Origin of the sequence: Kitasatospora phosalacinea (genome assembly GCF_030268885.1) — a bacterium.
Classification (GTDB): domain Bacteria; phylum Actinomycetota; class Actinomycetes; order Streptomycetales; family Streptomycetaceae; genus Kitasatospora; species Kitasatospora phosalacinea_C.
Window position 1 is genome coordinate 12,018 of record NZ_BSSA01000034.1, and the last position, 20,398, is coordinate 32,415.

General features: G+C 73.1%; 16 protein-coding genes. 12 read left to right on the top strand and 4 right to left on the bottom strand.

The window, feature by feature from the left end; genetic code table 11:
- The first annotated feature begins 170 nt into the window (after window positions 1-170).
- The gene (locus tag QSK52_RS33150) at window positions 171-1,760 is read left to right on the top strand and encodes an acyl-CoA mutase large subunit family protein (protein WP_285739940.1); all 1,590 of its coding nucleotides are present in this window, start codon (window positions 171-173) and stop codon (window positions 1,758-1,760) included.
- 75 nt (window positions 1,761-1,835) lie between these two features.
- On the opposite strand, the gene QSK52_RS33155 is transcribed toward QSK52_RS33150, so the two are convergent.
- Window positions 1,836-3,890, bottom strand: a complete 2,055-nt coding sequence (locus QSK52_RS33155) for a S53 family peptidase (protein WP_285739941.1) — start codon at window positions 3,888-3,890, stop codon at window positions 1,836-1,838.
- A 399-nt stretch (window positions 3,891-4,289) separates the two neighbouring features.
- Here QSK52_RS33155 and QSK52_RS33160 point away from each other — a divergent pair, with 399 nt between their 5' ends.
- The 8 genes from QSK52_RS33160 to QSK52_RS33195 all read left to right on the top strand — a co-directional run bounded on the left by QSK52_RS33160 (window position 4,290) and on the right by QSK52_RS33195 (window position 14,924).
- Complete coding sequence (locus QSK52_RS33160; RefSeq protein ID WP_435053423.1) at window positions 4,290-5,540, top strand: amidohydrolase; 1,251 nt, start codon at window positions 4,290-4,292, stop codon at window positions 5,538-5,540.
- A 111-nt stretch (window positions 5,541-5,651) separates the two neighbouring features.
- Window positions 5,652-7,481, top strand: coding sequence for a glycosyl hydrolase family 28-related protein (locus QSK52_RS33165; protein WP_285739942.1), 1,830 nt, complete (start codon window positions 5,652-5,654; stop codon window positions 7,479-7,481).
- Between the two features lie 262 nt (window positions 7,482-7,743).
- A complete protein-coding gene (locus tag QSK52_RS33170) occupies window positions 7,744-8,799 on the top strand; it encodes a BMP family lipoprotein (RefSeq protein ID WP_285739943.1) in 1,056 nt (351 codons plus the stop codon).
- Window positions 8,800-9,109: 310 nt separating this feature from the next.
- On the top strand, window positions 9,110-10,717 hold the full coding sequence (locus QSK52_RS33175; protein ID WP_285739944.1) for an ABC transporter ATP-binding protein: 1,608 nt from the start codon (window positions 9,110-9,112) through the stop codon (window positions 10,715-10,717).
- Between the two features lie 4 nt (window positions 10,718-10,721).
- Window positions 10,722-11,888: an ABC transporter permease gene (locus tag QSK52_RS33180; RefSeq protein WP_285739945.1), complete on the top strand. Its 1,167-nt coding sequence runs from the start codon at window positions 10,722-10,724 to the stop codon at window positions 11,886-11,888.
- Window positions 11,885-13,150 (top strand): ABC transporter permease, encoded by a 1,266-nt coding sequence (locus tag QSK52_RS33185; protein ID WP_285739946.1) that lies wholly within the window; start codon window positions 11,885-11,887, stop codon window positions 13,148-13,150. Before QSK52_RS33180 ends, QSK52_RS33185 begins: the two co-directional genes overlap by 4 nt.
- Complete coding sequence (locus tag QSK52_RS33190; RefSeq protein WP_285739947.1) at window positions 13,147-13,548, top strand: cytidine deaminase; 402 nt, start codon at window positions 13,147-13,149, stop codon at window positions 13,546-13,548. The genes QSK52_RS33185 and QSK52_RS33190 overlap by 4 nt, the downstream gene beginning before the upstream one ends.
- A gap of 98 nt (window positions 13,549-13,646) precedes the next feature.
- Window positions 13,647-14,924 (top strand): thymidine phosphorylase, encoded by a 1,278-nt coding sequence (locus tag QSK52_RS33195; protein ID WP_285739948.1) that lies wholly within the window; start codon window positions 13,647-13,649, stop codon window positions 14,922-14,924.
- Window positions 14,925-14,950: 26 nt separating this feature from the next.
- On the opposite strand, the gene QSK52_RS33200 is transcribed toward QSK52_RS33195, so the two are convergent.
- Both QSK52_RS33200 and QSK52_RS33205 read right to left on the bottom strand, forming a co-directional pair.
- Entirely contained in the window at window positions 14,951-15,460 is a 510-nt protein-coding gene (locus QSK52_RS33200) for a Uma2 family endonuclease (protein ID WP_285739949.1), read from the bottom strand.
- Window positions 15,457-16,728, bottom strand: coding sequence for an MFS transporter (locus QSK52_RS33205; protein WP_285739950.1), 1,272 nt, complete (start codon window positions 16,726-16,728; stop codon window positions 15,457-15,459). Before QSK52_RS33205 ends, QSK52_RS33200 begins: the two co-directional genes overlap by 4 nt.
- A gap of 64 nt (window positions 16,729-16,792) precedes the next feature.
- Here QSK52_RS33205 and QSK52_RS33210 point away from each other — a divergent pair, with 64 nt between their 5' ends.
- The 3 genes from QSK52_RS33210 to QSK52_RS33220 all read left to right on the top strand — a co-directional run bounded on the left by QSK52_RS33210 (window position 16,793) and on the right by QSK52_RS33220 (window position 19,644).
- On the top strand, window positions 16,793-17,749 hold the full coding sequence (locus QSK52_RS33210) for a LysR family transcriptional regulator (RefSeq protein ID WP_285739951.1): 957 nt from the start codon (window positions 16,793-16,795) through the stop codon (window positions 17,747-17,749).
- A gap of 79 nt (window positions 17,750-17,828) precedes the next feature.
- Complete coding sequence (locus QSK52_RS33215) at window positions 17,829-18,980, top strand: adenosine deaminase (protein WP_285739952.1); 1,152 nt, start codon at window positions 17,829-17,831, stop codon at window positions 18,978-18,980.
- A 187-nt stretch (window positions 18,981-19,167) separates the two neighbouring features.
- Window positions 19,168-19,644, top strand: coding sequence for a hypothetical protein (locus QSK52_RS33220; RefSeq protein ID WP_285739953.1), 477 nt, complete (start codon window positions 19,168-19,170; stop codon window positions 19,642-19,644).
- 393 nt (window positions 19,645-20,037) lie between these two features.
- On the opposite strand, the gene QSK52_RS33225 is transcribed toward QSK52_RS33220, so the two are convergent.
- Window positions 20,038-20,220 (bottom strand): PspC domain-containing protein, encoded by a 183-nt coding sequence (locus QSK52_RS33225; RefSeq protein ID WP_285739954.1) that lies wholly within the window; start codon window positions 20,218-20,220, stop codon window positions 20,038-20,040.
- Between the last annotated feature and the right edge of the window lie 178 nt (window positions 20,221-20,398).

The window sequence follows — 20,398 nt, forward strand, 5'->3', positions numbered from 1 at the left end:
CCTCGTGTGTCCGGTCGGTGCACCGATCATCCCAAGGGGTGGGGCGCGGGTGTTGTGAGCAAGCTCCCAGCCGTGGCATCTGTCTGCTCCCGGGGGGCACGACTACATTGCGTATCCAGCTGACCCGTTAATCAGCGCTAACCCTCACTCCTTTCCCGCGGAGGACACCCATGGCAGCCGAGCCCCGCCGCACCGAGTCGGGCCTGCCGATCGAGCCGGTGTACGGCCCCGAGACCCTGGCCGACTTCGACGCCGCGACCCGCCTCGGCGCGCCCGGGCAGTACCCGTTCACCCGCGGCGTCTACCCGACCATGTACACCGGCAAGCCGTGGACGATGCGCCAGTACGCGGGCTTCGGCACCGCCGCCGAGTCCAACGCCCGCTACAAGCAGCTGATCGCCAACGGCACCATGGGCCTGTCGGTCGCCTTCGACCTGCCGACCCAGATGGGCTACGACTCGGACGCCGCGATCTCGCACGGCGAGGTCGGCAAGGTCGGCGTCGCGATCGACAGCGTCGAGGACATGAACGTCCTGTTCGGCGGCATCCCGCTCGGCGAGGTCTCCACCTCGATGACCATCAACGCGCCCGGCTCGCTGCTGCTGCTGCTCTACCAGCTGGTCGGCGAGGCCCAGGGCGTGCCGTCGAACCGGCTCACCGGCACCATCCAGAACGACGTGCTCAAGGAGTACATCGCCCGCGGCACGTACATCTTCCCGCCCAAGCCCAGCCTGCGGCTGATCGCCGACGTGTTCCAGTACTGCCGGGCCGAGATCCCCAAGTGGAACACCATCTCCATCTCCGGCTACCACATGGCCGAGGCCGGGGCGAACCCCGCGCAGGAGATCGCCTTCACCCTCGCCAACGGCATCGAGTACGTCCGCACCGCGGTCGCCGCCGGGATGGACGTCGACGACTTCGCGCCCCGGCTCTCCTTCTTCTTCGTCTCCCGCACCACGCTGCTGGAGGAGGTCGCCAAGTTCCGTGCCGCGCGCCGGATCTGGGCCCGCGTGATGAAGGAGGAGTTCGGCGCGAAGAACCCCAAGTCGCAGATGCTGCGCTTCCACACCCAGACCGCGGGCGTCCAGCTCACCGCCCAGCAGCCCGAGGTCAACCTGGTGCGCGTCTCGGTGCAGGCGCTCGCCGCGGTGCTCGGCGGCACGCAGTCGCTGCACACCAACTCCTTCGACGAGGCGATCGCCCTGCCGACCGAGAAGTCCGCCCGGCTCGCGCTGCGCACCCAGCAGGTGCTCGCCTTCGAGACCGACGTCACCGCCACCGTCGACCCGTTCGCGGGCTCGTACGTGGTCGAGGCGATGACGGACGAACTGGAGGCCGCCGCGCTGGAGCTGATGGCCAAGGTCGAGGACATGGGCGGCGCCGTCGCCGCCATCGAACAGGGCTACCAGAAGGGCGAGATCGAGCGCACCGCGTACCGCATCCAGCAGGAGCAGGACTCCGGCGAGCGCACCGTGGTCGGCGTCAACCGCTTCCAGCTCGCCGAGGAGGAGCCCTACGAGCCGCTGCGGGTCGACCCGGCGATCGAGGCCCAGCAGGCCGAGCGGCTGGCCCGGCTGCGCGCCGACCGCGACACCTCGGCGGTCGACCGGGCGCTGTCGCAGCTGCGCAAGGCGGCGGAGGGCACCGACAACGTGCTCTACCCGATGAAGGAGGCGCTGGCGGCCCGGGCCACGGTCGGCGAGGTCTGCGACGCGCTCCGCGGGGTGTGGGGGACGTACGTGCCGGTCGACCGCTTCTGAGGCGCGCGGCGCCGCGGGAACGGCCGAGGGGCTGCCGGGGAGGTTCCCCGGCAGCCCCTCGGCCGTTGCGGCGCGTTACTTCTTGATGGTGAAGGACTTGAAGAAGTTCTTGCCCGGGGAGCCCAGGCCGGTGGCCGTGTCGTAGCCGCGGTTCGCGGAGAGGCCGTAGTCGGCGCCGATCTTGTAGAGGCGGACGCGGAGCGAGCCGCTCACCACGCCGAGGTCGACGACGTTGCCGCGCTTGCTGTGGTTGGCGTCGTCGTTGACGTCGTGGAAGGCGCTGGTGCCGGCGCGGTCGTAGAGGGCCGGGTTGGCGAAGCCGAGGGCGCGGCCGCCGCGGGACTGGATGGCGTTGGCGAACATCGCGGCGGTCTCCGGGGCGGAGACCGAGGTGCCGCCGTAGCCGCCCTCGCTGTAGGTGCCGCCGTCGGTGTAGCCGACCAGGGTGGCGGCGACCAGGTCACCGCTCATCGCGATGTCGGGGGTGGCGCGCAGCGGGGTCGCGGACTTGGTGCCGTCGGCCGCGGTCTTCGCGATGTCGTCGGAGACGACGCCCTGCTGGTACCAGGGCTGGGCGAAGTCCTTGGAGACACCGCCGCCGCCGCCGAAGTAGAACTTGCCGGGGAACGGGCTCCAGGACTTCTGGTCGGCGGAGAGCACCGAGCGCAGGTCGCCCATCGAGACCTCGCTGCCGTACTTGCCGGACTTGTCGCCCAGCTGCAGCGCGGTGCCGCCGACCGAGGTCACCCACGGGGAGGCGGACGGCCAGTCGGCCTGGGCCTGGTTGGTGTCGGCCTGGCAGTTGACGCCGGTGGCGGCCGCGCCGGGGGAGCTGTCGCCGCAGTCGCCGGAGGAGAAGGTGAAGCCGATGCCGGTCACCGCGCCGAGCTGGAACACCTGGTTGTCGGCCGCGACCACGGCCGGGTCGATGTCGCCCCCGGTGCCGTGCATGATCTCGCCCCAGGAGTTGGAGACCACGTCGGCCAGGTGCTCGTCGACGACCTTGGCCATCGCGTCGTACAGGTCCTCGTCGTAGCAGGAGTTGCCGCCGACGTAGACGACCTGGGCGTCGGGCGCGAGGCCGTGCACCATCTCGACGTCGAGGGCCTCCTCGCCCGCCCAGCCCGCGGGGCCGCCGCACTCGTCCTGGTGGGTCCACTTGTCCGGGGTGACGTACTCGGTGTACTGGCCCGGCTTGAACGGCTGGTCGCCGTGCAGGGTGGAGAAGTGGTTCGCGTCCTGCTCCATGGTGGACAGGCCGTAGGCGTCGATGATCGCGACCCGGGCGCCCTTGCCGGTGACCTTGGCGTCGCTGACGCCGTACGCCTTGCGCAGCTGGGCCGGGACGTACGAGCAGGGGGCGAAGGGCTCGTTCTTCTCGTAGCCGACCGGGGCGCCCTCGGCGGTCTTGGAGCCGTAGCCGTCCTCGGAGCAGGTCGGCACCTCCGGCAGGGTGGCCGGGGCCTTCTTGTCGGGGGTGGCGAGCCGGGAGGCGGCGGCCGCGCGCTCCTCGGCCGCGCGGACCGAGGTGGCGTCCGAGCTGTTCTTGTGGATCGCGTCGGCCAGGCCGGAGACGGCGAGCACCGAGTCGGCCACCGCGGCGGGGACCTTCGCGTCGGAGGCCGGGGCGCGGTGGGTGCCGTCGGCGGTGCGGTAGTTGTGGAAACCGGTGCCGAAGGCCTTGGCCATCGCGGCGGTGGAGCCGGAGACCTGCACGTAGTGCGCGGTGGAGGCCGAGACGCTCAGGCCCGCGCCGGTCACCCAGTCGGTGACGGCCTTGACCTGCTCGGGGGTGGCGCCGAACTTCGCCCGGACCTGGTCGGCGCTGAGGTACTGGCCGTAGGAGGAGGAGTCCGGGTCGGAGACCGCCTTGGCGAGCGCGGCCAGGCCGCTGGCGTCGCGGCCGGCCAGGTAGATCCGGGCGGTGACCGGGGCGGCGGCGTCGGCGGTGCCGGCGTCGGCCTGCGGGGTGGCCCACTCGGGGTGGGTGCCGGGCAGGGTCCGGGCGCTGTCGCCCGCCGGGGTGGCGGCGGAGGCCGGGACGGCCGCGCCGAGGGTGGTGAGGATGAGTGCGGCGGCGACGGTGGCCGGAGCGATGCTCTTGGCGAGCTTGTTGCGCGCGATGGGCACGTCGGTCCCCCCTTCTCGTTCGATGGAGCGTCAGCTGCCCCTCGTGAGGGCGTGACGGGGCGCGCCGCGGGCGGAAGACCCCCCACCGCGGCACCGCAGTTGACTGTGCGAAAGCTGTCTATTCGGACTGATGTACGCCACTCAAGAGCAGGCCCGAAAGCTTTACTCCGGCATGACCCGATCGGGGGGAAACGTTTGGCCGCCGCGCTCCGGGGCCCGCACGGAGCAACCGCCGTGTCCGATCCCCGGTGCAGGTCGTTGCACAGCGCGGAACCCGGAGCCGGAAGGGCGGGGCGAAACGAAATGGCATACCCATCTCAGCGGCCGCTATGCACCCATCCGGTGCGGAGTTCTCCGGAAGCCGGGCCAAATCCCCACCACCGGCCTACCCTTGTCAAGGTGAACGATCCCCAGTCGGCAGCCGCCGCCACCGTCACCGCCGCCCGCCCCGTCGCCGACCTGCGCGCCCGGGTGGCGTCGTACCAGGCCGAGTTGATCGAGCTGCGCCGTGACCTCCACCGGCACCCCGAGCTCGGTCGCCAGGAGTTCCGCACCACCCGCCTGCTGCGCGAGCGGCTGGCCGCCGCCGGGCTGGAGCCCCGGGTGCTGCCGGGCGGCACCGGACTGCTGGTGGACCTCGTTCCGCCGGGCACCGCGCCCGGCACCCCGCTGCTGGCCTTCCGCGCCGACATCGACGCGCTGCCGATCGACGACGCCAAGCAGGACGTGCCGTACCGCTCCACGCTCCCCGGCCGGGCGCACGCCTGCGGGCACGACGTGCACACCGCGGTGGTGCTCGGCACCGGGCTGGTGCTGGCCCGGGCGCTGGCCGCGGGCGAGCTGGCCCGCCCGGTGCGGCTGATCTTCCAGCCCGCCGAGGAGATGATGCCCGGCGGCGCGCTGGACGTGATCGCGGCGGGCGGCATGGAGGGCGTCGGCCGGATCTTCGCCGTGCACTGCGACCCCAAGGTGCCGGTCGGCCGGATCGCGCTGAAGACCGGGGCGATCACCTCGGCCTGCGACAAGGTGCGGATCGCGCTGGACGGCCCGGGCGGGCACACCGCCCGCCCGCACCTGACCACCGACCTGGTGAGCGCGGTCGCCAAGCTGGCCGCCGAACTGCCCGCCGCGCTCTCCCGCCGGATGGACCCGCGCTGGGGCGTCTCGCTGGTGTGGGGCCGGATCGCGGCCGGGTCCGCGCCGAACGTGATCCCGCAGCACGCCGAGCTGGAGGGCACCGTCCGCTGCCTGGAGCTGGCGGGCTGGCGGGAGGCGCCCGAGGTGCTGGAGGAACTGGTCGCGCACCTCGCCGAGACGTACCGCGCCAAGTGGACGCTGGACTACCACCGGGGCGTCCCGCCGGTGGTCAACGAGGCGTCCTCGATCGACCAGCTGGAGGCCGCGATGAACGCCCGGTTCGCCGACGGGCGCGGCCCGGTGGTCGAGCCGACCGAGCAGAGCCTCGGCGGCGAGGACTTCTCCTGGTACCTGGAGCACGCCCCCGGCGCGCTGGCCCGGCTCGGCGTGCGCGGCCCGGACGAGAAGGGCCCGCGGGACCTGCACCAGGGCGACTTCGACGCCGACGAGCGGTCGATCGCCGTCGGCGTGGAGCTGTTCGCCTCGCTCGCCCTGGAGCACGCCCGGATCTGAGCCGGGTCCGAACCGGACCGAACCGGGACGAATGCCGGAGTCCCTCCCGCCGGGAGTTGCTGCGTGGTCGAATCGTCGGCGCAAACGATCACCCAGGGGAGGGACCGAACCATGCACAGCACCCGTCGCGGGCTCCTGTTCGCCGCCGGGGCAGCCGGGGCCGCTGCCGCCGGACTGGCCGCCGCACCGGCCGCGGACGCCGCCGAGGACCCGGCCGCGCCGCCGGTCGACTGGATCAGCGTCAAGGCGCACGGGGCGAAGGGCGACGCCGCCACCGACGACTGGCAGGCGATCACCGACGCCGTCGCGGCCTGCCCGCCCGGCGGGGTGGTGTACTTCCCGGCCGGGCAGTACGTGGTCACCAGGACGCTGTCGGTGCCCGCCCACGTCACGCTGGCGGGCAGCACCGGCAGCCGCTGGTTCGGCTACCTGCCGAAGAACGCCCAGGGCAACCCGGTGCCGCCGGTGTTCATCAAGCCGCTGTGGGGCGGCTTCACCGGCTCCGCGCTGGTCGAACTGACCGGCCACGGCGCCCGGTTGCGCGACCTGGTGCTGGCCTCCGGCCGCGCCACCAGCACCACCGGGGGGAACGTCGACGGCCTGGTCGCCAGGGGGCAGGTCAAGGCCGTCCGGCTGCAGAACGTCGGCGTCTTCAACTTCCAGGGCTACGGCGTGCACACCGACAGCACCGCCGACGGCTTCCCCGGCGGCTGGGAGGTCTCCCACCTGAGCCTGGAGGCCAACAAGCTCGGCGGCTGGCGCTCGGAGAACACCGGCGGGGCGGCCTTCTCCTTCGCCGACTCGGTGCTCGACTCCTGCGAGGCCGGCGCCAACGGCGGCGACGGCTGGTCCTTCGACGGCATCGGCGCCACCGGCTTCGTCGGCGTCCGGGCCACCTGGAACGAGGGCAACGGCTTCCACCTGACCGGCAAGTGCGGGACGGTCGGCTTCACCGAGTGCCAGACCGACCGCAACCGCCGCAACGGCTGGCTGGTCGAGAGCGCCCAGAACGACCCCACCCGCGCGCCCGCCCCGCACGTGGTCACCCTGACCGGCTGCCAGGCCAGCCGCGACGGCCGCAACGACAACGCCGTCCCCGGCGGCTACGCGGGCTTCCGGATCACCGCCCCGGAGGGCGGCGCCGCCCTCCCGGTCGCGCTGACCGGCTGCGCCACCCACGTCTCCGGCGACGACGTGCCCGGCGGCCTGCTCGCCCCCGACTACGGCGTGTACGCCGACCGCGCGCTGCGGGTGCTGCTCACCGGCTGCGTGCTGGTCGGCACGGTGGCCAGCGTGCGCGACGACGCGGGCGCGGTGGTGGACACCGGCACCACCATGCACAACCGCACCACCAAGGACGGCGTGTCCTACGACGTCCCCCCGCCCGCGGTCACCCCGGTCGGCAACGCCCCGCAGCCCGCCGACTCGGGCTACGGCACCTGGTCCTTCGACCCGGCCGTCGCGAGCGACCTGAGCACCCGGCTGACCTCGGGCAACGTCTACCTGGTGCGGGTGGAGACGCACCAGCCGGTCACCGTCTCGGCGGTCTCGGTGCTGCTGGCCGCCCCCGGCGCCGGGTTCACCGCGGGCAACCTGGCCGGCGTGTACGACCGCACCGGCCGACTGCTGGCCCGCACCGCGGACCAGTCGACGGCCTGGGCCGGCACGGCGAACCGGCTGTGCCGGATGCCGCTGTCCGGGCCGGTCACCCTGGGCCGGGGCTTCCACTGGGTGGCACTGCTGGCCAACGCGGCCACCCCGCCGTCCTTCGCCCGCGGCTCGACCTTCCCCGACCCGGGGGCCTTCCTGAACGCCGGGCTCACCCCCGCCACCTACCGGGTCGCCCACCTGGCCGGCTCCGCCGCCGCGCTGCCGGACTCCTTCGGCCCGGCGCAGAACCGGAACACCACGGTGCAGATGTTCTGGGTCGGCCTGAGCTGACCGGCCCGGGGGTGCCGCGCCGACGGGAGCGGCGCGGCACCTTCTCGGCGATCGGGGGGAGGCGTACCGTGGTGGCCCGATACCAGCCGGTAAGGAACACCGGGTTGACCGTGTGTGCGGCTATGTCCGGATTTGCCTGGGCGTACGACCACATTTTGATAACAACCCGGATGCCTCCGCAGGCCGTAACACAACCGTGTTCTACGCGCGTTACGGTGGCGCTCGACCACGCCAACCGGGTGTGTGAGAAGGAGAAACTCCCTTGCGCCGTTCACTCAAGCTCGCCGCGGTCGTGCTCTCGGGTTCCCTGGGCATCGCCTCGCTCGCCGCCTGCGGCGCAAAGAGCACCGACAACAACTCCACCTCGGCCGGTGCCGGCAGCTCGTCGTTCAAGGTCGGCATGGCCTACGACATCGGCGGCCGCGGCGACCAGTCCTTCAACGACTCCGCCGCGCGCGGCCTGGACCGGGCCAAGACCGAGCTGGGCGCGACCATCAACGAGGCCGAGGCCAAGTCCGGCGAGTCCGAGGGCGACAAGGAGCAGCGCCTCAAGTCCCTGGTGACCAGCGGCTTCAACCCGGTCATCGCGGTGGGCTTCGTCTACCAGGACGCGGTGAACAAGGTCGCCAAGGAGAACCCGAACGTCAAGTTCGCGATCATCGACTCCTCCTCGGCCGACCAGCCGGAGAACGTCACCTCGCTCACCTTCTCCGAGGAGCAGGGCTCCTACCTGGCGGGCGTGGCCGCCGCCAACAAGTCGAAGACCAAGCACGTCGGCTTCATCGGCGGCGTGCAGTCCGAGCTGATCAAGAAGTTCGAGGCCGGCTACACCGCGGGCGCCAAGTCCGTCGACCCGAACGTCCAGGTCGAGGTCACCTACCTGACCACCCCGCCGGACTTCACCGGCTTCGCCGACCCGGGCAAGGGCAAGCAGGCCGCCCAGGGCCAGCTCGACAAGGGCGCGGACGTCATCTACTCGGCGGCCGGCTCCTCCGGCTCCGGTGCGATCGAGGCCGTCGCGGGCGCCGGCAAGTGGGCCATCGGCGTCGACTCCGACCAGGCCAAGCAGCCCGCCCTGGACAAGTACAAGGACCACATCCTCACCTCCATGGTGAAGAACGTGGACACCGCCGTCTTCACCTACATCAAGTCGGTCAAGGACGGCAGCGCGCTGACCGGCGTGAAGAACTTCGACCTGAAGGAAGGCGGCGTGTCGCTGGCCACCACCGGCGGCTACATCGACGACATCAAGGCCAAGATCGACGCCGCGACCCAGCAGATCACCAGCGGCGCCACCAAGGTCCCGACCGCTCCGTAAGGCCGATCGGGCCCGCCGCGCCGCCCGTCCGCCGGGCGGCGCGACGGCGGTTCCACCAGATCGCACGGCAGGGGCCCGGACGGAATGCGCCCAGGCGCGTCCGTCCGGGCCCCTGCCGGTTCCGCACCGGTCCGCCCCCTCCCCCCCCCCGGGTTTCCCCCTGAGCCCTCAGCGCGACGAAGCGCCCGACGACCAGCAGGAGATCGCCATCACCCCCTCCGACTCCGTCCCGACGGACGGCACCCCCCGCGCGGGGACGGCGACACCTGCCGTCGAACTGCGCGGCATCACCAAGCGCTTCCCCGGCGTGGTGGCCAACCACGACATCGACATCACCGTGCAGCGGGGCACCGTGCACGCGCTGATGGGCGAGAACGGCGCGGGCAAGTCCACCCTGATGAAGATCCTGTACGGGATGCAGAAGCCGGACGAGGGCACCATCGCCATCGACGGCGAGCAGGTGGAGTTCTCCACCCCGGCGGACGCCATCGCGCGCGGCATCGGCATGGTCCACCAGCACTTCATGCTGGCCGACAACTTCACCGTCTGGGAGAACATCGTCCTGGGCGGCGAGCACCTGCACGGCATCGGCGCCAAGGCCAAGGCCAGGATCCGCGAGCTGTCCGACCAGTACGGCCTGGGCGTGAAGCCGGACGCGCTGGTCGAGGACCTGGGCGTGGCCGACCGGCAGCGGGTGGAGATCCTCAAGGTGCTCTACCGCGGCGCCCGGATCCTGATCCTGGACGAGCCGACCGCGGTCCTCGTCCCGCAGGAGGTCGACGCGCTGTTCGACAACCTGCGCGAGCTCAAGGCCGAGGGCGTCACCGTCATCTTCATCTCGCACAAGCTGCACGAGGTGCTGTCGGTCGCCGACGCGATCAGCGTGATCCGCCGCGGCACCACCGTCGGCGACGCCGACCCGCGCCGGGTCACCGCCCGGCAGCTGGCCGAGCTGATGGTCGGCGCCGAACTGCCCTCCCCGGAGAGCCGCGAGTCGACCGTCACCGACACCGAGATGCTCGCGGTCGAGGGACTGCGGATCGCCAAGCCGGACGCCGAGGGCGTCGAGCGCGTCGTCCTGGACGACGTGTCGCTGCGCATCCGCAAGGGCGAGATCCTCGGCATCGCCGGCGTCGAGGGCAACGGCCAGGCCGAACTGGTCGAGGCCATCATGGGCATGCTCCCGCTGGACGCGGGCACCGTCACGCTGGACGGCACCGACCTGACCGGCACCCTGACCCGGGCCCGCCGCGAGGCCGGGATCGGCTACATCCCCGAGGACCGCCACCGGCACGGCCTGCTGCTGGAAGCCCCGCTGTGGGAGAACCGGATCCTCGGCCACGTCACCGAGCGGCCCAACTCCAAGGGCGTGCTGCTCGACCCGGCCGGCGCCCGGGCCGACACCCAGCGGATCGTCGAGGAGTACGACGTCCGCACCCCCGGCATCGAGGTCACCGCGGCCTCGCTGTCCGGCGGCAACCAGCAGAAGCTGATCATCGGCCGGGAGATGAGCCACTCCCCGAAGCTGCTGATCGCCGCCCACCCCACCCGCGGCGTGGACGTCGGCGCGCAGGCGCAGATCTGGGAGCAGATCCGCTCCGCCCAGCGCGAGGGCCTGGCGGTGCTGCTGATCTCCGCCGACCTGGACGAGCTGATCGGCCTGTCCGACACCATCCGGGTGATCTACCGCGGCCGCCTGGTCGCCGACGCCGACCCGGCCACCGTCACCGCCGAGGACCTGGGCAGCGCGATGACCGGCGCCGCCACCGGCCACATCGAGTCCGACCCGGAGGCCCTCGCCGAGGCCCAGGCCGTCGCCGCCGAGGGCACCGAGGCCGCGCACGCCGCCCCGGCCGACGACGCGCCGTCCGACGCCCCGTCCACCGACACCGCCGACGACGAGCAGGCGGGGGAGTAGCCACATGACCAGTCCCAACCCCCCGGTCGCGCCCGCGGCCAAGCGGTCGCTGCGCGAGCGCATCGACCTGGAGCGGATCGGGCTCGCCCTGGCCGCCCCCGTGCTGGCGGTGCTGCTGTCGCTGATCATCGCCGGCGGCCTGCTGGCGGTCTCCGGCCGCGACCCGTTCGACGCGTTCTCCATCATGTGGAACTACGGCACCGCGTCCGACGGACAGGTCGCCGTGCTGAACAAGGCCACCGTGTACTACCTGGCCGCGGCCGCCGCCGCGTTCGGGTTCCGGATGAACCTGTTCAACATCGGCATCGAGGGCCAGTACAAGCTGGCCATGATGTTCGCCGCGTTCGTCGGCAGCCAGGTCGACCTGCCGGCCTTCCTGCAGATCCCGCTGCTGCTGGTCGTCGCGATGTGCGTCGGCGGCCTGTGGGCGTCGATCGCCGGTCTGCTGAAGGTCTACCGGGGCGTCAGCGAGGTCATCTCGACCATCATGCTGAACGCCATCGCCACCGCCGTGATCGGCGTGCTGCTGGTGCCCGGCATCTTCGCGCCGAAGACCGGCGGCACCACCAACTCGATCCAGACCGAGAAGATCTCCGACTCCAGCCACTTCTTCTCGATCGAGACCCAGGGCGGCACGCTGTGGGGCTTCATCGTGATCGCGGTGCTGGTCGGCGTGGCCTTCCAGTTCACCCTGAACCGCACCCGGTTCGGCTTCGACCTGCGCGCCACCGGGCGCTCGGAGAGCGCCGCCAGCGCCTCCGGCGTCAACGTCAAGCGCATGGTGATCACCTCGATCGTGGTCTCCGGCGCGCTGGCCGGCCTGGTCGGCCTGCCCGAACTCATGCAGAACACCCCGTACTTCGGGCAGAACGTGCAGACCGGCCTCGGCTTCATCGGCATCTCGGTGGCGCTGCTCGGCCGCAACACCCCGATCGGCATCGCGTTCTCCGCGCTGCTGTTCGCCTTCCTGGACGCCTCCGGCGCCCAGCTGCCCACCCGGGGCGACTACCCGTCCGAGATCATCCCGGTGATCCAGGGCACCATCGTCATCTGTGTCGTCGTGGCCTACGAACTGGTGCGCCGCTACGGCCTCAAGCGCCAGCAGCAGAAGGTCGGCGCCGAGCTCGCCGCGCAGGCTGCCGCGGCCGCCCAGAAGGAGGTCGCGGCATGAGCACCGCTGTCGTCGGCAAGCCCAAGTCGCCGGTCGCGTCCGCGAAGCGGACCAAGCTCACCTGGCCGGTGGTGCTGCTGCTGATCGCGCTCGCCCTGGTGCTGTTCGCCGCGGTCGGCGCCGCCACCGGCAACCACGGCCTGACCTCCTCCGGCCAGATCAGCGCCGCGCTGGCCTCCGCCGTCCCGATCGCGATGGCCGGTCTCGGCGGTCTGTGGTCGGAGCGCGCGGGCGTGGTCAACATCGGCCTCGAAGGCATGATGGTGGCCGGCACCTTCTGCGGCGCCTGGGGCGGCTTCCTGGTCAACCCGTGGGTCGGCCTGCTGGCCGGCATGGTCGGCGGCGCGCTCGGCGGCCTGCTGCACGCGCTGGTGACCGTCACCTTCGGCGTCGACCACATCGTCTCCGGCGTCGGCATCAACCTGCTGATCCCCGGCATCTGCGCGTACGTCAACCGGATCTACTACAAGGACTACGTGGCCGACGGCGCCGGCGCCAACCAGTCGCCGCCCTCGGACTCGCTGCCCACCTTCACCTTCCCCGGCCTGTCCGGCTGGCTGGGCGACGTCGAGCAGCACCACTGGTTCCTGGTCTCCGACGTGGCCGGGATCGTCCGCGGCCTGGTCACCGACCTGTCGGTGGTCACCCTGATCGCCGCCGCGTTCCTGGTCGCCAGCTACTTCCTGCTCTGGCGCACCGTGTTCGGCCTGCGGCTGCGCTCCTGCGGCGAGAACCCGACCGCCGCCGAGTCGCTGGGCGTCAACGTCTACAAGTACAAGTACCTCGCGGTGATCTCCTCCGGCGCCTTCGCGGGCCTCGGCGGCGCGTACCTCTCGCTGGTCGCCGCGCACTTCTACCGGGACGGCCAGACCCAGGGCCGCGGCTTCATCGGCCTGGCCGCGATGATCTTCGGCAACTGGATGCCCGGCGGCCTGGCCGCGGGCGCGGGCCTGTTCGGCTTCACCGACAGCCTCCAGCTGCGCGACGCCGACTCGGTGCACGTGCTGCTGCTGGTGGTCGCCATCGCGATGGCGCTGCTGGCCGTCTGGCAGTTCTACCGCCGCAAGCTCACCGCCGGCGTGATCAGCACCGTCGTCGCGGGCGGCGTCGCCACCTGGTACGCCTGCACCGACGAGGTGCAGCGCCCGCTGATCGTCGCCACCCCGTACGTGATCACCCTGGTGGTGCTCGCGCTGGCCTCGCAGCGGCTGCGGATGCCGAAGGCGGACGGCCAGGTCTACCGCAAGGGGCAGGCCAAGTGACGGCGGTCGCGGCCGGGGAGGTCGACTGGGAGGCGCTGCGGGAGGCCGCCCGGGAGGCGATGCGGCACGCGTACGCGCCCTACAGCAAGTACCCGGTCGGGGCCGCGGCCCTGGTCGAGGACGGCCGCACGGTGGTCGGCTGCAACGTGGAGAACGCCTCGTACGGCCTGGGCCTGTGCGCCGAGTGCGGCCTGGTCTCCGCGCTGCACGCCTCCGGCGGCGGCCGGCTGGTCGCCTTCACCTGCGTGGACGGCGGCGGCGAGCTGCTGATGCCGTGCGGGCGCTGCCGCCAGCTGCTGTACGAGCACGGCGGGCCCGAGCTGCTGGTCGAACTGCCCTCCGGGGTGCGGCCGATGAGCGAGGTGCTGCCGGACGCGTTCGGGCCGGACAAGTTGTAGCTGTTCGGACGGTTACGCGCGTAGAGTGTCGCGGGAGGACATCCCGCGGCACTCTTCGCATTTCCCCTCCCACCGCCACCTCTTCTGGAGCACGTGCAATGGACGCCATCTCCGTCATCCGGGCCAAGCGCGACCGGGGCGAGCTGACCGACCCCCAGATCGACTGGGTCATCGACGCCTACACCCGCGGCGAGGTCGCCGACGAGCAGATGTCCGCCCTGGCGATGGCCATCCTGCTCAACGGCATGACCCCCCGGGAGATCAGCCGCTGGACCGACGCGATGATCCGCTCCGGCGAGCGCATGGACTTCTCCTCGCTCGGCGTCCCCACCGCCGACAAGCACTCCACCGGCGGCGTCGGCGACAAGATCACCCTCCCGCTCGCCCCGCTGGTCGCCGCCTGCGGCGCCGCCGTCCCGCAGCTCTCCGGCCGCGGCCTCGGCCACACCGGCGGCACCCTCGACAAGCTGGAGTCGATCCCCGGCTGGCGGGCCCTGCTCTCCAACGAGGAGATGCTCGCCGTCCTGGGCTCCGCCGGTGCGGTCATCTGCGCCGCCGGGGACGGGCTCGCCCCCGCCGACAAGAAGCTCTACGCCCTGCGCGACGTCACCGGCACCGTCGAGGCGATCCCGCTGATCGCCTCCTCGATCATGTCCAAGAAGATCGCCGAAGGCACCGGCGCCCTCGTCCTGGACGTCAAGGTCGGCTCCGGCGCCTTCATGAAGAACCTCGACGACGCCCGCGAACTCGCCCGCACCATGGTCGGGTTGGGCCGCTCCGCCGGCGTCGCCACGGTCGCCCTGCTCACCGACATGTCCACCCCGCTCGGCCTCACCGCGGGCAACGCGCTCGAAGTCCGCGAGTCCGTCGAGGTGCTGGCCGGCGGCGGCCCCGCCGACGTCGTCGAACTCACCCTCGCCCTCGCCCGCGAGATGCTCGCCGCCGCGGGCGTCCACGGCAAGGACCCGGCCGACGCCCTGCGCGACGGCTCCGCCATGGACCACTGGCGCCGCATGATCGCCGCCCAGGGCGGCGACCCCGACGCCCCCCTCCCGGTCGCCCGCGAGCAGCACGTCGTCCCCGCCCCCGCCACCGGCGTCCTCACCGCCCTCGACGCCTACGCCGTCGGCGTCACCGCCTGGCGCCTCGGCGCCGGGCGCGCCCGCAAGGAGGACCCGGTCCAGGCCGGCGCGGGCGTCGAGCTCCACGCCAAGCCGGGCGACCACGTCACCGCCGGCCAGCCGCTGCTCACCCTGCACACCGACACCCCCGAGCGCTTCGGCTACGCCCTGGAGGCCCTGGAGGGCGCCGTCACCGTCGCCCCGGCGGGCACCGCGTTCACCCCGGCGCCGATCGTGCTGGACCGGATCGCCTGACCGCCCGTCGGCGTCCTGCGCACCGCTCAGCCGGAGTAGGTGCGCAGGACGCCGGTGTCGAGGGTCCAGGGGCCGACGGTGATCGGGTCGCCGAAGACGAAGTTCCTGCGGTCGGTGTAGCCCGGTTCGGAGTGGATGACGCCGGTGCCCAGGCGGGGGTCGACCAGGACGTAGAGCGGGATGCCCATGGCGGCGTAGTCGCGGACCTTGGCGTGGTGGTCGGTCTCCGGGCTGTGGGGGGAGACGACCTCGACGACCAGGAGCGGGCGGGCGGCCGGGGCCGGGAGGACGGCGAGGTCGGGGCGGCGCAGCAGGCCCAGGAGCGGGGCTTCCAGGAGCGGGTCCGAATACACCCGTTCGGGGCTCTCGATCCGGGCGACGAGTTGACGGTGGATCAGTTCGACGGTGGCGTCGTGCTGCGGACCCGGGGCGAGCGCGAGGTGGACCATGCTGTCGGCGATCTCCGGGGCCCGCAGGCCCGGCACCGCGGGCAGCAGGTCGGCGATCGCCCGCAGTGCCGGGTGGTCGTCGGTCATGCCCGGACGGTAGCGGTCTCCGTGCGGCGGGCCGTCACGGCGCGGTGGGTGGCGTAGAGGGTGACGGCGGCCGCGCAGGCCATGGCGGTGAGGGCGACGGCGGCGGTGCCCGACCAGCCGGTGGAGTGGTAGGCGTCGGCGCCCAGGGTGCCGCCGAGGCTGTTGCCCAGGTAGTAGGCGATCAGGTAGAGCGCGGAGGCCTGGGCGCGGCCGGTGGTGGCGGTGCGGCCGACGGCGGAGGAGGCGGTGGCGTGGCCGGCGAAGAAGCCGGCGGTGATCAGGACCAGGCCGAGGACCGCGCAGAGCAGGGAACCCGCCAGGGAGAGCAGCAGGCCGGCCGTGGTGGTGGCGATCGCCAGGTAGAGGGTGCCGCGGCGGCCGCAGCGGGCGGTCAGGCGGCCCGCCGAGGCGGAGGACGCGGTGCCGACCAGGTAGACCACGAAGATCGACGCGGCCACCGACTGCGGCAGGTGGAAGGGCGCGGCGGTCAGCCGGTACCCGACGGTGTTGTAGACCGCGCCGAACACCGCCATGAACAGCATCCCCAGCGCGTACAGCCGCAGCAGCAGCGGGTTGCGCAGGTGACCGGCGACGGTCGCGGCCAGCGCCCGGGCGTCCACCGGGGCGCGGCGGAAGTGCCGGGCGCGCGGCACCAGGGCGCGGAAGGCCAGCGCCGCGAGCAGCGCCAGCGCCGCCGAGACCACCAGCCCCCAGCGCCAGCCCCAGGCGGCCGCGGCCCAGCCGGACACCAGCCGTCCGCCCATCCCGCCGATCGAGTTGCCCGCCACGTACAGCCCCATCGCGGAGGCCAGCGCCGTCGGGTGCACCTCCTCGGCGAGGTAGGCCATCGCGGTGGCGGGCAGCCCGGCCAGGGCCGCGCCCTGGAGGGCGCGCAGCACCACCAGCGTGGTGAGGTCCGGGGCGAACGGCAGGGCCACCGCGAGCAGCGCGGCGGCCAGGGTGGACGCCGTCATCACCGCGGTGCGCCCGTAGCGGTCGGACAGGGCGCTGGCCGGGAGCAGGGCGAGGGCGAGGCCGAGGGTGGCGGCCGAGGCCGTCCAACTGGCCTGACCGGGCGTCAGGCCGAGGTCGGCGGAGAGGATCGGCAGCAGGCCCTGGGTGGAGTACAGCAGGACGAAGGTGGCCACGCCCGCCGCGAACAGGGCGAGGTTGGCGCGGCGGAAGTCCCGGCTGCCGGGGCGCAGGCGCAGGTCGGAGGGAGTGCTGACGGGGGCGGGCGCGGACGCCTCGGTACTGGCGGGCTGCATGGTGTCGACGCTAGGACCGGGCGGCCTGATGCGTCCAATGCATCAATGAGCGAGAATCGATGCCGTGACGCATGAGAGCAGCTCCGCCCCCGTCCGGCTCGCCGAACTTGGCCCCGACGCCGATGTGACGCTCCTCGCACCGCAGTTGGCCGAGTTCGCGGCCGTCGCCCGGCTGGAGCACGTCACCCGGGCCGCCCAGCTGCTCGGCATGCCGCAGCCCACCCTCTCGCGCGCCGTCGCCCGGCTGGAGGCCGAGCTCGGCGTCGACCTGCTCGCCCGCCAGGGCCGCACCGTCCGGCTCACCCGGGCCGGCCGGATCCTGCTGGACGCCGTCGAACGCGCCCTCGCCGAGGTCGAGCGCGGTGTCGAGGCCGCCCGCGCTGAGGCCGATCCGGCGGGCGGCCGGGTCGCCTTCGGCTTCCTGCACACCATGGGCAGCGACGCGGTGCCCGCCCTGCTGCGCGGCTTCCGCGCCGGCCACCCCCGGGTGCGCTTCCAGCTCGTCCAGGACTACGGCGCCGCGATGCTGGAGCGCCTGCGCGCCGGCGAGCTCGACCTCTGCCTGGTCTCCCCGCTCCCCGACGCGCCCGACCTGGCCGCCCGCCCGCTCGACGAGCAGCGGCTGTTCCTGGCCGTCCCCGCCGAGCACCGCCTCGCGGCGCGCCGCCGGATCCGGCTCGCCGAGGTCGCCGACGAGAGCTGGGTGACCGTCGAGGAGGGGTACGGGCTGCGGCACATCATGGAGGGCTTCTGCGCCGAGGCCGGGTTCGCCCCGCGGATCGCCTTCGAGGGCGAGGAGGTCGAGACCCTGCGCGGCCTGGTCGCCGCGGGCCTCGGCGTCTCCCTGCTGCCGCCCGCGCTCGTCCCCCGCCCCGGCGTCGTCGAACTGGAGGTCACCGCGCCCCGCACCCGCCGCGCGATCGGCCTCGCCTGGCACGCCACCCGCCCGCTCACGCCGCCGGCGGCGGCCTTCCGCGACTTCGTGCTCTCGCGGCGGGGGAGCATCCTGGCGCACGACTGAGGGCCTCCGCTGCGCCGGGGAGCGGTCGAGTTCGGCGTGGTGGTAGGCAATCTACGCGCGTAGGGGCTATGCTCCGGCAATGGAGAAGCAGATCACTGCGATCGCGGGCACCACGGCCCCGCGCGTTCCCACGTCCGACCAGATCGCCCGGGCCCCGAAGGTGCTGCTGCACGACCACCTGGACGGTGGACTGCGGCCGGAGACGGTCGTCGAGCTCGCCGCCGACTGCGGCTACGAGGGCCTGCCGACCACCGACCCGAAGGAGCTCGGGCAGTGGTTCCGGGAGGCGGCCGACTCCGGTTCGCTGGAGCGGTACCTGGAGACCTTCGCGCACACCTGCGCGGTGATGCAGACCCGGGCGGCGCTGGTGCGGGTCGCGGCGGACTGCGCCGAGGACCTGGCCGCCGACGGGGTGGTGTACGCCGAGGTGCGGTACGCGCCGGAGCAGCACCTGGAGGGCGGGCTGAGCCTGGACGAGGTGGTGGAGGCCGTCAACGAGGGCTTCCGGCTGGGCGAGGCGAACGCCCGGGCGCGCGGGCACCGGATCCGGGTCGGGACGCTGCTGACCGCGATGCGGCACGCCGCCCGTTCGCAGGAGATCGCCGAGCTGGCGAACCGGCACCGGGACCGCGGCGTGGTCGGGTTCGACATCGCGGGCGCCGAGGCGGGCCACCCGCCGACCCGGCACCAGGCCGCGTTCGACTACCTCAAGGGCGAGAACAACCACTTCACCATCCACGCGGGCGAGGCCTTCGGCCTGCCGTCGATCTGGGAGGCGCTGCAGTGCTGCGGCGCGGACCGGCTCGGCCACGGCGTGCGGATCGTGGACGACATCACCGTCGGTGCGGACGGCCGGGTCGAGCTGGGCCGGCTGGCCGCGTACGTGCGGGACAAGCGGATCCCGCTGGAGATGTGCCCGACCTCGAACCTGCAGACCGGCGCGGCGGCCTCGTACGCGGAGCACCCGCTCGGGCTGCTGGCCCGGCTGAAGTTCCGGGTCACCGTCAACACCGACAACCGGCTGATGAGCGGCACCTCGATGAGCCGCGAGTTCGCGCACCTGGTGGAGGCGTTCGGCTACACCCTGGGGGACCTGGAGTGGTTCACCGTCAACGCCATGAAGTCGGCGTTCCTGCCGTTCGACGAGCGGCTGGCGATGATCAACGACGTGATCAAGCCGGGGTACGCCGAGCTGAAGGCGGAGTGGCTGTTCGGCCCGTGCGACCAGTAGGCCGGCGCGGTCGCGGCGTCCACGGTGATGGTCGGACTTATCACTCTCCGGAGTGGTCGGGCTTTGGAGGGTGCGCGGTCCGCTCACTACGGTGGGCCGGTCACTGCTGACTCGGTGTGACGGCGACGTCCCCGACCCCTCGGGCGTCCGCCGGTGCACCGGCCCGACCAGGACTGAGGACGCACACATGAAGCAGGCCACTCTCAAGGCCGCCGGTACCGCCGCGCTCGGCGTCGCCTTCGCCGCGGTCGCCGCGGGCTCCGCCGCCGCCGCGCCGGTCGCTCCCGGCGGCCTCGGACTGCCGACCAGCGCGCTCACCAACCCCGGTGTGACCGGCGCGGCCACCGGTGCGGTGAGCAAGCTCCCCGGCGGCGACCAGCTCGGCACCGTGACCGGCACCCTCAACCCGGCCGCCGGTGCCCCGGCCGCCGCCCCCGCCGAGGAGCAGGCCCCGCCGGTCGCCGAGCAGACCGGCCCGGGCGGCGTGGACCAGGAGCAGGGCGCCCCCGCCGCGGCCAACCGGGTCGGCGGACTGGAGTCCGTCCCCGGCGGCCAGGGCCTGTCCAGGACCCCGGTCGGCGGCGTGGTCGGCACCCTGACCAGCCTCTCCCCGACCGGCGGCGGCGCCCCGGGCCTGCCCAGCCTGCCGGGCCTGGGCGGCTGACCCGGCGGTAGGCGTGCCGGAGGGGCCGTTCCCGCGTGCGGGAGCGGCCCCTCCGGCGTGCCCGGGGGCGGGGGCCGGAACCGCGGGGGGGCAGAGCCGCAGACCGAACCGGTCCGGCAGGCTGCGGGTCCACTCCCGCAGCTCGGGGTGCTCGCCCGCGGCGACGCGCTCCAACGCCCCGGCGAACTCCCGTCGTTCGGCGGCGTCCATCCCGTCCAGGGTGTCGCCGATCTGCTCCAGGGTCTTCAGCGCGATCCGGGGCTTCAGGCCGTCCGGGGCGCCGACGGCGTCCTCCAGGGTGGCGACGGCCGTGCACAGCGCACGCAGGACGTGGTCGGCGGTCATCGGGACGGGCCTCCTCGGGGCGGGGCGCCCCATGCTACGGGCGGCGGCTCACGGCTCCTGCGGGAGCAGCAGCCACAGCGCCAGGTAGATCAGGCACTGCGGGCCGGGCAGCAGGCAGGACACCAGGAAGATGGCGCGGACCGTCCACGGGGTGAGGCCGAAGCGCTGGGCGAGGCCGGCGCAGACGCCGGCGATGACGCGGTTGTGACGGGGACGGGCGAGGCTGCTCATCGTCTCCTCCGAGGAGTGGGCCCGGTGCGGTCGGTCCGCCCGGGTGATGTCTCCATCCTCCCGTCGTGACCTGCGGCTTCGCGTCCGCCGCGAAGCCGATCCGGACCCTGGTCCGCTCCCCGGGCGGGGGGACGCCGGACTCGGGGTCGACTCCGGGACCACCCCGAGTTTGGGCCGG